Annotated in this window: 16 protein-coding genes and 1 riboswitch; of the genes, 6 read left to right on the forward strand and 10 right to left on the reverse strand. The window is 66.9% G+C overall.

Translation table 11 applies throughout. The features are described from left to right. Positions 1–2 precede the first annotated feature (2 nt). Positions 3–635 carry a 5-formyltetrahydrofolate cyclo-ligase gene (locus tag G8A07_RS04800; RefSeq protein WP_195795959.1) on the forward strand — a complete coding sequence of 211 codons (633 nt, stop codon included), beginning with the start codon at positions 3–5 and terminating at the stop codon, positions 633–635. A gap of 9 nt (positions 636–644) precedes the next feature. Here the strand turns inward: G8A07_RS04800 and G8A07_RS04805 are convergent, their stop codons facing one another. Continuing rightward, positions 645–1,610, reverse strand: coding sequence for a LysR substrate-binding domain-containing protein (locus G8A07_RS04805; protein WP_195795960.1), 966 nt, complete (start codon positions 1,608–1,610; stop codon positions 645–647). Positions 1,611–1,724: 114 nt separating this feature from the next. On the opposite strand from G8A07_RS04805, the gene G8A07_RS04810 reads away from it, so the two are divergent. Then, a complete protein-coding gene (locus tag G8A07_RS04810) occupies positions 1,725–2,093 on the forward strand; it encodes a DUF2917 domain-containing protein (protein ID WP_195795961.1) in 369 nt (122 codons plus the stop codon). Here G8A07_RS04810 and G8A07_RS04815 read toward each other — a convergent pair. Further along, positions 2,020–2,427: a TfoX/Sxy family protein gene (locus G8A07_RS04815; protein ID WP_195795962.1), complete on the reverse strand. Its 408-nt coding sequence runs from the start codon at positions 2,425–2,427 to the stop codon at positions 2,020–2,022. The two genes, G8A07_RS04810 and G8A07_RS04815, sit on opposite strands and share 74 nt — an antisense overlap. A 73-nt stretch (positions 2,428–2,500) precedes the next feature. Here G8A07_RS04815 and G8A07_RS04820 point away from each other — a divergent pair, with 73 nt between their 5' ends. Next, the gene (locus G8A07_RS04820) at positions 2,501–3,070 is read left to right on the forward strand and encodes a 5-formyltetrahydrofolate cyclo-ligase (protein WP_249937222.1); all 570 of its coding nucleotides are present in this window, start codon (positions 2,501–2,503) and stop codon (positions 3,068–3,070) included. A gap of 106 nt (positions 3,071–3,176) precedes the next feature. Here G8A07_RS04820 and G8A07_RS28245 read toward each other — a convergent pair whose 3' ends face one another. The 4 genes from G8A07_RS28245 to G8A07_RS04840 are packed head-to-tail and all read right to left on the reverse strand — an operon-like array spanning position 3,177 to position 5,970. Continuing rightward, positions 3,177–3,497 carry a HEPN domain-containing protein gene (locus G8A07_RS28245; protein WP_195797592.1) on the reverse strand — a complete coding sequence of 107 codons (321 nt, stop codon included), beginning with the start codon at positions 3,495–3,497 and terminating at the stop codon, positions 3,177–3,179. 34 nt (positions 3,498–3,531) lie between these two features. After that, on the reverse strand, positions 3,532–4,785 hold the full coding sequence (locus G8A07_RS04830; protein ID WP_195792716.1) for an IS256 family transposase: 1,254 nt from the start codon (positions 4,783–4,785) through the stop codon (positions 3,532–3,534). A gap of 20 nt (positions 4,786–4,805) precedes the next feature. After that, positions 4,806–5,114 carry a HEPN domain-containing protein gene (locus tag G8A07_RS04835; protein ID WP_195795963.1) on the reverse strand — a complete coding sequence of 103 codons (309 nt, stop codon included), beginning with the start codon at positions 5,112–5,114 and terminating at the stop codon, positions 4,806–4,808. A 43-nt stretch (positions 5,115–5,157) separates the two neighbouring features. After that, complete coding sequence (locus tag G8A07_RS04840; protein ID WP_195795964.1) at positions 5,158–5,970, reverse strand: hypothetical protein; 813 nt, start codon at positions 5,968–5,970, stop codon at positions 5,158–5,160. A gap of 210 nt (positions 5,971–6,180) precedes the next feature. Here G8A07_RS04840 and pepQ point away from each other — a divergent pair, with 210 nt between their 5' ends. Further along, a complete protein-coding gene (pepQ, locus tag G8A07_RS04845; RefSeq protein WP_195795965.1) occupies positions 6,181–7,527 on the forward strand; it encodes a Xaa-Pro dipeptidase in 1,347 nt (448 codons plus the stop codon). Between the two features lie 154 nt (positions 7,528–7,681). Here pepQ and G8A07_RS04850 read toward each other — a convergent pair whose 3' ends face one another. From G8A07_RS04850 to ahcY, 4 genes are all read right to left on the reverse strand, one after another. Beyond that, positions 7,682–8,332: an OmpW family protein gene (locus tag G8A07_RS04850; RefSeq protein ID WP_195795966.1), complete on the reverse strand. Its 651-nt coding sequence runs from the start codon at positions 8,330–8,332 to the stop codon at positions 7,682–7,684. 270 nt (positions 8,333–8,602) lie between these two features. Beyond that, a complete protein-coding gene (gene metF, locus G8A07_RS04855) occupies positions 8,603–9,436 on the reverse strand; it encodes a methylenetetrahydrofolate reductase [NAD(P)H] (RefSeq protein ID WP_195795967.1) in 834 nt (277 codons plus the stop codon). Further along, on the reverse strand, positions 9,433–10,155 hold the full coding sequence (locus G8A07_RS04860) for a TlyA family RNA methyltransferase (protein WP_195795968.1): 723 nt from the start codon (positions 10,153–10,155) through the stop codon (positions 9,433–9,435). The genes metF and G8A07_RS04860 overlap by 4 nt, the downstream gene beginning before the upstream one ends. A gap of 136 nt (positions 10,156–10,291) precedes the next feature. After that, the gene (gene ahcY / locus G8A07_RS04865) at positions 10,292–11,731 is read right to left on the reverse strand and encodes an adenosylhomocysteinase (protein ID WP_195795969.1); all 1,440 of its coding nucleotides are present in this window, start codon (positions 11,729–11,731) and stop codon (positions 10,292–10,294) included. 75 nt (positions 11,732–11,806) lie between these two features. Next, positions 11,807–11,903: riboswitch (S-adenosyl-L-homocysteine riboswitch) on the reverse strand. Between the two features lie 81 nt (positions 11,904–11,984). On the opposite strand from ahcY, the gene G8A07_RS04870 reads away from it, so the two are divergent. Both G8A07_RS04870 and G8A07_RS04875 read left to right on the forward strand, forming a co-directional pair. Next, positions 11,985–12,779 (forward strand): HAD-IIB family hydrolase, encoded by a 795-nt coding sequence (locus G8A07_RS04870; RefSeq protein ID WP_195795970.1) that lies wholly within the window; start codon positions 11,985–11,987, stop codon positions 12,777–12,779. Next, on the forward strand, positions 12,779–13,486 hold the full coding sequence (locus G8A07_RS04875) for a response regulator (RefSeq protein ID WP_195795971.1): 708 nt from the start codon (positions 12,779–12,781) through the stop codon (positions 13,484–13,486). Before G8A07_RS04870 ends, G8A07_RS04875 begins: the two co-directional genes overlap by 1 nt. The last annotated feature ends 4 nt before the right edge of the window (positions 13,487–13,490 follow it).

Here is a 13,490-nt window from a genome sequence, read left to right on the forward strand (position 1 = left end):
CGGTGGGTGCCACGTTGCCGCAGCAGTCTTCATCTTCGTCCTCTTCTTCATCACCCGCGGCGGCGCCGGAACGCAGCGCGCTGCGCGCCGCGCTGCGCGCCGCGCTGCGCCAGCAGCGCCAGCAATGGCTGCAGAGCGCGCCGGGCCAGGCGGCCGCGCCGGCCTTGGCCGGCCGGCTGCGCGAGCTGCTGGTCCAGCTGGAGCCGCAGGTGCTGGGGCTTTACTGGCCCCTGGAGGGTGAATTTAACGCAGTGCGGGACCTGCTGTCGCCCGATTGGCTGCCCGAGCCGCCGCTGCTGGCTCTGCCTTATGCCTACAAGGGCCAGGGCCGCATGGACTACCGGCGCTGGGACGGCGCCGCCGGCACGCCGGCGCTGCGGGACGAATGCGGCATCCCCAGCGGCGCCGGCGCGGTGCTGCAGCCGGACGTGGTGCTGGTGCCCTGCGTCGGCTTCACCCGCCAGGGCTTCCGGCTCGGCTATGGCGGCGGCTACTTCGACCGCTGGCTGGCGGCACACCCGGGCGTGACCGCGGTGGGCGTCGCCTGGAGCTGCGGCGAGGCGGCCTTTGCCGTCGAGCCGCATGACCAGGCGTTGATGGTGATCGCGACCGAGTTGGAGCTGATCGCACCCTGAGGCGCCTCCTTATTCCTCTCCAATGTCGCGGCGCGATTGCGCCGCCTGCTCGAGCACCCAGGCGCTGAACTGCTGCACCTCGGGCCGCAGCCGGCCCTGCTCGGACAGCAGCAGCCAGTAGACGTACGGGCTGCTCATGCGGCTTTCCGGGCCGAAGGGCTCGATCAGGTCGCCGCGCTGCAGCTGCTCGCTGACCAGGGCCAGCCGCGCCAGCGCCACCGCCTGGCCGGCCAGCGCGGCCTGCACCTGCTGGTAGGTGAAGTTCAGGTACATCCAGCGGCGCGGCTGCAGGCCCGGCGCGCCATGCTCGCGCAGCCAGCGGCGCCAGCTCAGGTAGTCGGCGCTGGGGCGCTGGTCGTCCTCCTCGGCCAGGGTGTGGCCGGCCAGGTCGGCCGGCTGCGCCAGCGGCGGCGCCTCGCCGGCGGCGGCCCGGCCCGCCAGCCAGGGGCTGATCACCGGGGTCAGGGTCTCGCCGAACAGGCGCTGCGCATCCTGGCGCCGGCCCAGCTGCTCCGGCGTCGCATAGCGCAGCGCCAGGTCGATCTCGCTGTCCTCCAGCTCGACCACCACGTCATGGGCCGAGACGCGGATGTCGATGTCCGGATGCTCGCGCTGGAAGGCCTCCAGGCGCGGGATCAGCCACAGCGAGGCGAAGGAGGCGAAGGTTGTGACATTGACGACGCGCCGGCCCTTGCTCTGGCGGATCTGCCGCACCGTGCCGTCCAGCCGCTCCAGCACCGCCACCACCGTGCCCTGCAGCTGCAGGCCGTCGGCCGTCAGCTCCACATGGCGGGTGCCGCGCAGGAACAGGGTGCAGCCGATCTCCTCCTCCAGCGTGCGGATCTGGCGGCTGATCGCGGACTGGGTCAGGTGCAGCTCCTCGGCCGCGGCGCGGAAGCTCAACAGCCGGGCCACGGCCTCGAAGGCGCGCAGCGGGCCGATCGGAAGCGGACGGTGCCGGGCTTGCGGATTCATGAGCAAATGGTATCAATCCCGCGCGTGCATCTCATTGGACCGGACTCCGGGTAGTCCCTAGGATTCACCCATGTCGCACCGGATGTCCCGGTGCCCCAGTCGGGAGTCGCAGTCATGAGTCAAACGCAATTCGCACAAGCGCTGTGGAGTCTGGCCCGCGGCGAGGCCCTGAGCCTGGACATCGGCCCCGGGCCGCGCGAGCTGAGTGTCACCGAGGGCCGGCTCTGGCTGACCCGCCAGGGCAGCGCCAGCCAGGCCGCCGAGGATATCTGGCTGGAGCCGGGCCAGAGCGTGCAGCTGCGCTCCGGCAGCCGCGTCGTCGTCGAGGGCTGGCCCCAGGCGAGCTTCCAGCTGCTGGTGCCGCCGGCCGCCTGCCCGCAGATGGCAACGCGCCTGCGTGCCGCCGCCGCTAGCGCCGCGGGCTTCCGCTCCGCGCCGTCGCATTCGTCCTCGCCTTCTCCTTCCGGGCTGGCCGCGGCTTGAGTTTCAAGGCCTGGGCGCGCAGCGCGGCCTCCAGGGCCAGCCGCGCCCAGGGGCGCATCAGCGCCGGTGATTCCATCGCCTCCTCGGGCGGCCGGTAGTAGCCCAGGGTCGTCCATTCGCCCTGCTTCAGGTAGCGGAAGGGCTCGCAGCCGGCGGCCTCGAAGCGGGGCCGGCTTTCCACATCGGTCTTCAGGTACAGCTGCTCGTCGGCGATCAGCGCGACGAACAGCTCGTCCAGGTAGAGGCCCCTGCCGCCGAACATGCGGCGCGTCCGCACGGCCCCTAGCGGGCTCAGCAGCTCGGTGCAATGGGCGGTGAATTCATCGTCATGCATGTGGCCGGACTCTACCGAATCCGGCCACAATCCGGCCTCGTCGTCGCCCCCGCCGGAGCCCCGAGTGGACAACATGCTGATGCCCGACCGCGCCGCGCTGCGCCAGAAGCTGATCCAGGAGCGCCTGGACCTGCCCCACCGCCTGGACCTGGCCGAGCAGTTGCAGAGCGTGCTGCGCATCTGGCTGCTGCGCCGCCAGGAAAAGACCATCGGCGCCTACTGGCCGATCAAGGGTGAGTTCGATCCGCTGCCGGCGCTGTACCGCTGGAGCGAGGCGCACCCGGACCGCCGTATCGGCCTGCCGGTGGTCGACAAGGACCATGGCACCCTGCGCTTTCACGTCTGGTATCCGGGCTGCCCGATGGAGGAGGACGCCTACGGCATCCCCAAGCCCAAGGACACCGAGCAGTTCCAGCCCCAGCTGATGATCCTGCCCTGCCTGGGCTATGGCCCCTGCGGCCTGCGCCTGGGCTATGGCGGCGGTTTCATGGACCGCACCCTGGCCGAGCTGACGCCGCGCCCCATTACTGCAGGCGTGGGTTACGCCCATGGTTTCTTGCCCCTCTTGAAGGCCGAGCCGACCGATGTGCCGGTGGATGCGATGCTGACGGAGGAGGGGGTGGTGTGGGATGTGAATGGGTGAGGGTGACAGGCTAAATGTGAGTGTTTAGCTGGCGTGCTGATCGCAGGCTCGTGGTCCGTACGAAGGCATCTCAAGGGTCAGGTCTTGATGAGAAATGCAGCTGGGCTTACTTGCCAGCCAGCGCCTTGTCGGTAGCCTCAACGAGGCACCTGAGGAAACGAATAGCTTTGTCGAGCTCCTCTCGCTTCACTAGGTGTGGGGCGGGCGGTGCACCGTTTGCAACTGGCTTTGAGCGATGGACTGCATCACCTCGCTTTGAAATGAGCTCATCAAGTGTTTTCCTGGCCTTCACGCAGTCGTAGTTGGCCCATTCCCAGCAGGCCGCCACATCAACTTCGAGGAAGTCCTGAAACAGCTTCTTGGTCTTGTCGGAGGTCGGGGGCTGTCTGAATTTCTGTGTTCGAGGCTCGGTGTAGGGCTCGCCGATTCAGACGAGCCCGCGCCGCATATTACGCGGCAGGTCAGGTAAATCGCTCGCCGTAGGCGATGGCGAATTGGTTCATGGCCTCCTTCCATTCCTTGGCCGCGCGGCCCCAGTCGGCCGTGATATTGCGCAGCGCCAGCCACAGGAGCTTGGTAGCGGCATCGTCACTGGGGAAGTGGCCGCGCGTCTTGATGATCTTGCGCAGCCGACTGTGGATGCTCTCGATGGCGTTGGTCGTGTAGATCACGCGCCGCACGGCTGGGCTGAAGGCGAAGAACGGGATGACCCGATCCCAGGCCCGGCGCCAGGTGGCCGTCACGGTCGGGAACTTCTGGCCCCAGGCGCTCGCCTCGAAGGCATCGAGTTCGGCCTGGGCCGCGTCAGCACTGGACGCCGTGTAGATTGGCTTCAAGGCCGCCGCCAGGGCCTTGCGGTCCTTCCAGCTCGCGAAGTCCAGGCTGTTGCGGATCAGGTGCACGATGCAGGTCTGCAGCGTCGTGGCTGGGAACACGGCAGCGAGCGCCTCGGGGATGCCCTTGAGCCCATCGGTGACGGCAATCAGGATGTCGGCGACTCCTCGGGTCTTCAGATCGTTGAAGACCTTCATCCAGAACTTCGCGCCCTCGGTGTTCTCGATCCACAGGCCCAGGATGTCGCGCGTGCCATCGGGCAGCACGCCCAGGGCCAGGTAGATAGCCTTGTTGCGCACCACCGCATCCTCGCGAATCTTCACGCGCAGAGCGTCGAAGAACACCACCGGATACATCGGCTCCAGCGGCCGGCTCTGCCAGGCCGAGACCTCGGTCATCACGGCATCCGTCACGGAGCTGATGAACTCGGGGCTGACCTCGGTGCCGTACTGCTCGGCCAGGAAGCCCTGAATCTCGCGCACCGTCATGCCACGCGCGTACATGGCCACGATCTTGTCGTCGAAGCCGGTGAAGCGCCGCTCGTGCTTGGGGATAAGGATGGGTTCGAACGAGCCGGCGCGGTCGCGCGGCACCTCGATGCGCAACGGACCGTCCTCGGTCAAGACCGTCTTGGCGGACTTGCCGTTGCGCTGGTTGCCGGCCTCCTCCGGCTTGGCCGTGCCGGGCGGATAGCCCAAGTGGTGCGACAGCTCCGCGCCCAACGCGCGCTCGATCAGCGCCTTCTTCAGCGCCATGGTCGTGGCGTTGATCTGCTCGGCCGTCATCGGCGTCGAGCCGCCGGTCAGCTGCTCAATGAGTTCCTTGGGGATCGACGGCAGCGCCGTCATGCCGGCTCCCGCCGGCTTCTTCTTGGTTGGCATAGATGCTCCTGGTCGTCATGCTATGCCTCGCACACAAAAATCCTGACAGGCTCGGAGGTCGGGTTGTGGAAGCGTTTCAGCTCTTCCTCCAGGCGTGTCAAAACAAACTTTCCTACATAGCTTCCGGTCACCACTCGAAGGCGTAGCGCCACCTCTTCACGAACGCGATCCTCAACGTACGTCTCCCACGCGGTCAGTGCCATGACCAAGCCGGCCCGCTTCAACACTTCCGCATTTGCAGGAGGCGGCTTGGGCATGGCATCAAAGTGCGCAAGCAGATCCTCCGCGTCTTTAATGGAACTTTCGAAGGATGCGAGAGCTTTTGACATGAGTGGCATGCCCTAGTGCTGAATGTGCCCTGAGAGTGGCTGTTTATCGATGTGAGTCGGCGCTAGCGAAAGGGCCACGACTTTCCTTGGGAGCCAGGCTCGCACTGTCTGATGTCGCGACGGAAGCAAGGGCGTCAACGAGTTCTTGTACAGAAGTCGCAGCTGACTTGGCAATCGCATCAAGGAATGCATTTGGCACCTTGACATGATTCTGTCGCCGAAGAATCAGGTAGGTTTGCAAAAAGGCCAGAACCCCAATCTCGAACGAAGCCATATAGATCAACCCAGACAGCTTGTGCTTCGATTGGCGCGCACCTTCTGCGTGGAATCCGACTCGAATCGATCCGGAGATCATCCGAGCAACGTCCGCTGCCTCGGCGGGAAAGTCGGATGCGCGAGCTTCTGATGCATTGTCTGGCAGCTTGAGTTCTGGCAGGGCCGCCGAAAGTCGATACGCAAGAACTGGTTGATCCTTTGCAAGGTCTGAGAGGGACTTGAGCAGGTGGCCCCGAATTTCCTGCTGCTCGGCCCCAGATTGACGCTCTGCGACCGCCACCAGAATTGGGCGAGCCTGCTGCAGCATGGATTGAGTTTCTTCGTCACTGAGTTGCCAGCTGCGTTCAGCTAACGCAGACTTGAATGCCGAAAGGATCCAATCCGGTAGTTGGGTCGTAAGCAGCTCATCTGTGACCGCGCTGTGGCGGAGCTGAAGTAGGTAAAACAGGGTTGAGCGGAGTGTCCTCTTTCGCTCGTATCGAATCTTGGCGATATAGCCACAGGCAGCAAGCAGAGCTGATCCGACAGCGCCACCGGCTGCCGCAAGCTTTGGGTCAATCGTCAGGATAGTTTCGATCACGGTCTAGAGCCCTAGTTCGGTTCCCTGGTCACAGGTCCGCCATTAAAAACTGCGGTGGCAGCCACAAGTCCCTAGTGCGATGGAACTATGCCAACAAAATACCTGTGAACGTGGCAGCTCTGGCATCTGATACCGACGCCACGATTGCTCTTTGCTCTAAGCAAGATCGTTCTGGCCTGACATTTCTCCGCGCGAGCGAGAATGCCCTCCATGGACCACACCAACTCTGCCTCCCATCTCTACGCCGCCCACCTCGCCGCCCTGCAGATCCAGGCCGAGTCGGCCCTGGCGCGTTGCGGCTATGACGCGCTGTTGATTGCTTCCGGCATCGAGAAGTACGCCTTCCTCGATGACCGGCCCTATCTGTTCCAGCCCAATCCGCATTTCAAGCATTGGCTGCCGCTGACGGCCAACCCGTACAGCTGGCTGCTGATCCGGCCGGGCCACAAGCCGCGCCTGGTCTATTACCAGCCGGACGATTACTGGCATGTGCCGCCCAGCGACCCGAGCGGCTTCTGGGTCGAGCATTTCGAGCTGATCGTGATCAGCCAGCCGGAGGATGCGGCGCGTCATCTGCAGGTGGCGGCAGGGGGGCGTGCCGCCATCATCGGCGAGGCCGACGCGGCGATCGCCGGCGTGGTGCCCAACAACCCGCAGGACCTGCTGCACCTGCTGCATTACCGGCGCGCGGTGAAGAGCGCCTACGAGCTGGAACAGATGCGTGCCGCGCAGCGCCGCGCGGTGCCGGCGCATCTGGCGGCCAAGGCGGCCTTCGAGGCCGGCGCGTCCGAGCTGGACATCCATCGCGCCTACCTGGCGGCCAGCGGCCATACCGACCGCGACCTGCCGTACTCCAACATCGTCGCGCTCAACGAGCATGGCGCGGTGCTGCATTACCAGTACCAGGACAGCCGCCCGCCGGCCGAATCGCGCGCGCTGCTGATCGATGCGGGCGCGCAGGTGAACGGCTATGCCTCGGACATCACGCGCACCTGGAGCCTGGGGCGCGACGAGCGCTTCGACGCGCTGCTGGCCGCGATGGAGCGGGCGCAGCTGGCGCTGGTGGACGAGGTGCGTGCCGGCGTCGACTACCGCGACATCCACCTGAGCACGCATCGCCATATCGCGCGCATCCTGGTGGAGCAGGGCATCGTGAAAAAGGGGCTGAGCAGCCCCGAGGCGCTGGTCGAGCAGCGCGTCACCAGCACCTTCTTCCCGCATGGCATCGGCCATCTGCTGGGCCTGCAGGTGCACGACATCGGCGGCTTCATGGCCGACGAGACCGGCGCGCCGGCGGCCAAGCCCGAGGGCCATCCCTATCTGCGCCTGACCCGCGTGCTGCAGCCCGGCATGGTGGTGACCATCGAGCCGGGTCTGTATTTCATCCCGACCCTGCTGAAGAAGCTGGCCGCCACGCCGGCCGGCGCCGCGATCGACTGGGGCCTGGTCGAGCACCTGGCCCGCTTCGGCGGCGTGCGCATCGAGGACGATGTGGCCTGCCGCGAGGCGGATCAGGCGCCGGAGAACCTGACCCGGGACGCGTTCGCGGCGGCTTGACGGACCACCCCCTACCGGCTTCGCCGGCCCCCTCCAGGGGGCGCACCCGCAGGACCGGCGGAGCCGGATCCTCGGGTGCCGCTTGGCTAGGCTGCGCGCTCGCGCCATCGGGCGGCGAGGCTTGCTGAAATGCCGCCGCGTTGGGCGGCATCCGTCAGAAGCGCATGCCCAGCCCGATGCCGAACAGCACCGGGTCGACCTTGAAGCTGCCGACCTTGCTTCCCTTGGAGGACACGTCGGTGTCGATCTTGACCTTCTTGATGTCGACGTTCAGGTACAGGTTCTTCGCGATCTCGATGTCGGCGCCGGCCTGCAGCGAGAGGCCGTAGCTGTTCTTCTTGATGCTGGGCGCCAGCGCGGCCTGCACGGCGGGATCGAAGTTGACGCTGGAGAAGCGCGTGTAGTTGATGCCGGCGCCCACATAGGGACGGAAGGTCGCGCTGGGGGCGAAGTGGTACTGCAGGCTCAAGGTCGGGGGCAGGTGCTTGAGGCTGCCGATCTTGTTGCCGCCGGCCTTCAGGTCATGCTTTTGCGGATAGGTCAGGATCAGCTCGGCCGCCCAGTTGGGCGTGAAGAAGTAGCTGATGTCGACCTCGGGGATGGCCTTGTTGTTGATCGCCAGGTTCAGGCCGGTCGAGTCCTTGTTGGCCGAGTCGAGGTGCACCACGCGGGCGCGCACCAGCCAGGGGCCTTCGGCCGTGGCGGTTTGTTGCTGCTGGGCCTGGACGGCGCTGGCGGCACCCAGCAGGCCGAAGGCGGCGGCAGCGAGGGCGAGGATCTTGTGTTGTTGATGAGACTTTGTCATTCAATGGCTCCTAGTGGATGAAGCCATTGGAAAAGCCGCCCCGCGCCACAGCCTTGCGCTGACGCAAAAGCGGCCGGCCCCTCGCGGGGAGGGGCCGGCCGACTTGAGATGGGTCAATAAAGGCGCAGAGGCTAGGGGGCTTTCGTCGCGAGCCGGCGACAGGCTAGGCGGACGGAGCGCAGGGACCGGAACGTACTTCCTGTACGTGAGGACCCCGAGCGTCCGACCAACGACGCATGGTGGCGGCGCAGCAGAAAGTCCCCTGGCCTCTCAGCCGAGCTTGAGGCGTTTGCACAGTTCCAGGGTCAGCGCGGACTGGTTCAGCGTATAGAAGTGGATCGCGGGCACGCCGCCGGCGATCAGGCGTTCGCAGAGCTGGGTGATCACGTCCAGGCCGAAGGCGCGGATCGAGGCGCTGTCGTCCATATAGCCTTCCATCTTCAGCGCGACCCAGCGCGGGATCTCGATGCCGTCGCGCGCCGCGAACTGGGCGATGCGGCCGTAGTTGTGGAAGGGCATGATGCCCGGGATGATCGGCGCCTCGACGCCCAGCTTGCGCGCGGCGTCGACGAAGTGGAAGTAAGCGTCCGGATTGAAGAAGAACTGCGTGATCGCCGCGGTGGCGCCGGCGCGCATCTTGTCGGCGAAATGCTGCAGGTCCTTGGCCGCGTAGCGCTGCTGCGGGTGGTATTCGGGATAGGCCGCCACCTCGATCTTCCAGTCCGGGCCCTGGGTCTCGCGGATGAAGCGCACCAGCTCGGCCGCATAGCGGAACTCGCCGGCGGTGGCGGTGCCGCTGGGCAGGTCGCCGCGCAGCGCGACGATGCGGCGGATGTTTTGCGCGCGGTAGGTGGCCAGGATCTCGGCGATGCTCTCGCGTGTCGAGCCGACGCAGGACAGATGCGGCGCGGCCTCGAAGCCGGTCGCGGCGATGCCCATCACCGTGGCCAGGGTCTTGTCGCGGGTGGCGCCGCCGGCGCCGTAGGTGACGCTGAAGTACTGGGGCTTGAGGGTGCCCAGCTCCTGCACCACGGTCTTGAGCTTCTCGGTGCCGACCGGCGTATTGGGAGGGAAGAATTCGAAGCTGACGGGGGGGGTGCTCATGTGGCTTGAACCCAGAGAAAGAATTCGGTGTTGCCGTCACCGCCGGTGACGGGGCTTTCGAACCAGCCGCGCTGCTGAAGGGAGCCGATCGCATCGACCGCCGCCTTCGCGCGTTGTTCGAGTTCGGCGTACTGCTTGCGGTCCTTGATCAGCCCGCCCTTGTTCAGGGCCTTCTTGCCCAGCTCGAACTGCGGCTTGATCAGCAACAGCAGATGGCCGGCGGGCGCCAGCCAGGGGGCGATGCGCGCCAGCTCGCCGAGCATGGAGATGAAGCTCAGGTCGCCGACGATCAGCGCGAAGGTCTGACCGGGGACGTACTCGCGCACATGCGTGTTCTCCAGCGCCGTGACGCGTGCGTCCTCGCGCAGGCTCGCATGCAGCTGGCTGTGCCCCACATCGATGCCGGTGACATGCGCGGCGCCGGCCTTGAGCAGCACATCGGTGAAGCCGCCGGTGCTCTGGCCGATGTCCAGCGCGTGCAGGCCCGCCACGTCGAGCCCGCTGGTCTTCAGGGCGCCTTCGAGCTTGAGACCGCCGCGCGAGACATAGCGCAGCTCGGCATCGTCGGTGACGACGAGCTGCGTATCCGGCAACAGGTCCTCGCCGGCCTTCTTGAGCACACGGCCGGCGCATTGCACGGCGCCGCTGTCGATCAGCCGCTGCGCGGCCGAGCGCGTGGGCGCCAGGCCTTGAGCGACGAGGAGTTGGTCAGCACGCATGGGGTAGCTTGTTTGCGGCGTCGCGAGCGAGGCTCAGGCTAGGCGGACGGCGCGCAGGAACCGCAACGTACTGGAGGTACGTGAGGATTCCGAGCACCGCCCAACGACGCCTGAGCTTCGCGCAGTAGCCGTCCGATCAGTAGCGGTAGGTGTCGGGCTTGTAGGGGCCCGACTTGGAGACACCGATATAGGCCGCCTGCTCGTCCGTCAGCTCGCTCAGCTGCGCATTCAAGGTCACCAGCTGCAGGCGCGCCACCTTTTCGTCCAGATGCTTGGGCAGCACATAGACCTGGCCGACCTGGTACTTTTCCTTGTGCGCGAACAGCTCGATCTGGGCGATGGTCTGGTTCGCGAACGAGCTGCTCATCACATAGCTCGGGTGTCCGGTGCCGCAGCCCAGGTTCACCAGGCGGCCCTTGGCCAGCAGGATGATGCGCTTGCCATCCGGGAAGATCACATGGTCGACCTGGGGCTTGATCTCTTCCCACTCGTACTTCTCGATCGAGGCGATGTCGATCTCGTTGTCGAAGTGGCCGATGTTGCAGACGATGGCGTTGTGCTTCATCGCGGCCATGTGCTCATGGCGGATCACGCCCTTGTTGCCGGTGGTGGTCACGAAGATGTCGGCCTTGTCGGCGGCGTACTCCATCGTCACGACGCGGTAGCCTTCCATCGCGGCCTGCAGCGCGCAGATCGGGTCGATCTCGGTGACCCAGACCTGGGCTGACAGCGCCCGCATGGCCTGGGCCGAGCCCTTGCCCACGTCGCCATAGCCGGCGATCACGGCGATCTTGCCGGCCACCATCACGTCGGTGGCGCGCTTGATGCCATCCACCAGCGACTCGCGGCAGCCGTAGAGGTTGTCGAACTTGCTCTTGGTGACCGAGTCGTTGACGTTGATCGCGCGGAACAGCAGGGTGCCCTTGTCCGACATCTCCTTCAGGCGATGCACGCCGGTGGTGGTCTCCTCGGTCACGCCGATGATCTCGGCGCTCTTGCGGGTGTACCAAGTGCTGTCGGCGGCGATCTTGGCCTTGATCGCGGCGAACAGGATGCGCTCCTCCTCGCTGCCCGGATTGGCCAGCACCGACAGGTCCTTCTCGGCTTTCTGGCCCAGATGCATCAGCAGGGTCGCGTCGCCGCCGTCATCCAGGATCATGTTCGGGCCTTCGCCGGCCGAGCCCTTGGGGCCGAACTCGAAGATGCGGTGCGTGTAGTCCCAGTAGTCCTCCAGGGTCTCGCCCTTGTAGGCGAACACCGGCGTGCCCTCGGCCACCAGCGCGGCGGCGGCATGGTCCTGGGTCGAGAAGATGTTGCAGGAGGCCCAGCGCACCTCGGCGCCCAGCGCCTGCAGGGTTTCGACCAGCACGCCGGTCTGGATCGTCATGTGCAGCGAGCCGGTGATGCGCGCGCCCTTGAGCGGCTGGGTGGCGGCGTATTCCTTGCGGATCGCCATCAGCGCGGGCATCTCGCTCTCGGCGATCTTCAGTTCCTTGCGGCCCCAGGCGGCCAGGGAGATGTCGGCGATCTTGAACTGGTCGGCGGCCAGGGTCTTCTTCAGCACAGCAGCATTCATTGCAAAGCTCCTTCGGTATGAAGCCGCAATATGCGAACGCGGGGCGTTAGACGGTCGATCACCCACGTCGGACATTGCGGGTGAGCGCGGTTGCAGTGGCCCGGGACAAGTCCTGGGACGATCCGAGCCTGGCCTCTGAAGGGTGCGAGAGGTTGCAACGCTCCTCGGAAGGCTTGCATTCTAGCCGCACGCCGCCCCGCCGATGCGCGGAACAAGTCCGCAATCCCGGCTTTCACTGGGACAATCCGCCCCCATGTTGCCCTTTGCCTCCTGCCCGCCGGCGGCGCTGCGCGCCCTGAGCGGCATCCTGACCGATATCGACGACACCCTGACCGCCGACGGCGGCATCGCCCCCGAAGCCCTGGCGGCCCTGCACGAGCTGCAGGCGGCCGGGGTGCCGGTGATCGCCATCACCGGCCGCCCGGCCGGCTGGAGCGAGCCCTTTGCGCTTGCCTGGCCGGTGGCGGCCATCGTGGCCGAGAACGGCTCGGTGATGCTGCGTCGCAGCGCCGCCGACGGCGGCCTGCTGCGCGACTTCAGCCAGGACGAGGCCACCCGCGCGGCCAACTTCGCGCGCCTGCAGGCCTGCGCGGCCGATGTGCTAAAGCGCGTGCCCGGCGCGACCCTGGCGACCGACAGCCCCGGCCGCCTGACCGACATCGCCGTCGACCACAGCGAGTTCGCGCATCTGGACGCGGCGCAGATCGAGGCGGTCTGCGCGGTGATGCGCGAGCATGGCCTGACCGCCACGGTCAGCTCGATCCACATCAACGGCTGGATCGGCGAGCACAGCAAATGGAGCGCCGCCGAATGGGCGGTGCCCATGCTGCTGCAGCGCCCCTTCGCGCCGCGGGACTGGGCCTATGTCGGCGACTCGACCAACGACCAGCTGATGTTCGAGCGCGTGCCGCTGTCGGTCGGCGTGGCCAATATCGCGCGCTTCCTGCCGCAGCTGCGGCACCGGCCCGCCTATGTCACCGCCGGCGAGCGCGGTCTCGGCTTCGCCGAGCTGGCCGCGGCGCTGCTGGCGGCGCGGCGCGCCGGGTGATGAGCAACAAGGGCGGCGTGCAGCGCCTGCTGCTGGTCGAGGACGACGTCAAGCTGGCCGGCCTGATCGCCAACTTCCTCGGTCAGCATGGCTTCGAGGTGCTGCTGGAGGAGCGCGGCGACCGCGCGCTGGCCCGCTTCGAACGTGAGCGGCCGGACCTGGTGCTGCTGGACCTGATGCTGCCGGGCCTGGACGGCCTGGCGGTCTGCCGCGAGCTGCGCCGCCTGCATCCCGAGGTGCCGCTGCTGATGCTGACCGCGCGCGATGCGCTGGCGGACCAGGTGCTGGGTCTGGAGTCCGGCGCCGACGACTATGTGATCAAGCCGGTCGAGCCGATGCTGCTGCTGGCGCGGCTGCGCGCGCTGCTGCGCCGCGGCGCGGTGGCGGCCCCCCCGGCGCCGGCGCCGCTGCGCCTGCTGGGCGGGGCGCTGCGCTTGTGCGCGGCAAGGCGCGAGGCCCATCTGGCCGAGCAGCCGCTGCTACTCAGCACCCAGGAGTTCGAGATGCTGTGGGCGCTGGGCCAGCGCGCTGGCCAGGTGCTCTCGCGCGACGAGCTGCTGCAGGCGCTGCGCGGCCTGGAGTTCGACGGCCTGGACCGCAGCGTCGACCTTTGCATCAGCCGGCTGCGCCGCAAGCTGGGCGACACCGCCCGCACCCCGGCGCTGATCAAGACCGTCTGGGGTCGCGGCTATCTGCTGGTGCCCTGACGAC

This window comes from Roseateles sp. DAIF2, from assembly GCF_015624425.1.
In the GTDB taxonomy this organism is placed as follows: domain Bacteria; phylum Pseudomonadota; class Gammaproteobacteria; order Burkholderiales; family Burkholderiaceae_C; genus Kinneretia.

Excerpts from the sequence above, each read along its gene's own strand:
- G8A07_RS04805 (WP_195795960.1), bottom strand. The coding sequence starts at position 1,610 with ATGAATCCGCAAGCCCGGCACCGTCCGCTTCCGATCGGCCCGCTGCGC.
- G8A07_RS04810 (WP_195795961.1), top strand. The coding sequence starts at position 1,725 with ATGAGTCAAACGCAATTCGCACAAGCGCTGTGGAGTCTGGCCCGCGGC.
- G8A07_RS04815 (WP_195795962.1), bottom strand. The coding sequence starts at position 2,427 with ATGCATGACGATGAATTCACCGCCCATTGCACCGAGCTGCTGAGCCCG.
- G8A07_RS04820 (WP_249937222.1), top strand. The coding sequence starts at position 2,501 with ATGCTGATGCCCGACCGCGCCGCGCTGCGCCAGAAGCTGATCCAGGAG.
- G8A07_RS04830 (WP_195792716.1), bottom strand. The coding sequence starts at position 4,785 with ATGCCAACCAAGAAGAAGCCGGCGGGAGCCGGCATGACGGCGCTGCCG.
- G8A07_RS04835 (WP_195795963.1), bottom strand. The coding sequence starts at position 5,114 with ATGTCAAAAGCTCTCGCATCCTTCGAAAGTTCCATTAAAGACGCGGAG.
- pepQ (WP_195795965.1), top strand. The coding sequence starts at position 6,181 with ATGGACCACACCAACTCTGCCTCCCATCTCTACGCCGCCCACCTCGCC.
- G8A07_RS04850 (WP_195795966.1), bottom strand. The coding sequence starts at position 8,332 with ATGACAAAGTCTCATCAACAACACAAGATCCTCGCCCTCGCTGCCGCC.
- metF (WP_195795967.1), bottom strand. The coding sequence starts at position 9,436 with ATGAGCACCCCCCCCGTCAGCTTCGAATTCTTCCCTCCCAATACGCCG.
- G8A07_RS04860 (WP_195795968.1), bottom strand. The coding sequence starts at position 10,155 with ATGCGTGCTGACCAACTCCTCGTCGCTCAAGGCCTGGCGCCCACGCGC.
- ahcY (WP_195795969.1), bottom strand. The coding sequence starts at position 11,731 with ATGAATGCTGCTGTGCTGAAGAAGACCCTGGCCGCCGACCAGTTCAAG.
- G8A07_RS04870 (WP_195795970.1), top strand. The coding sequence starts at position 11,985 with ATGTTGCCCTTTGCCTCCTGCCCGCCGGCGGCGCTGCGCGCCCTGAGC.
- G8A07_RS04875 (WP_195795971.1), top strand. The coding sequence starts at position 12,779 with ATGAGCAACAAGGGCGGCGTGCAGCGCCTGCTGCTGGTCGAGGACGAC.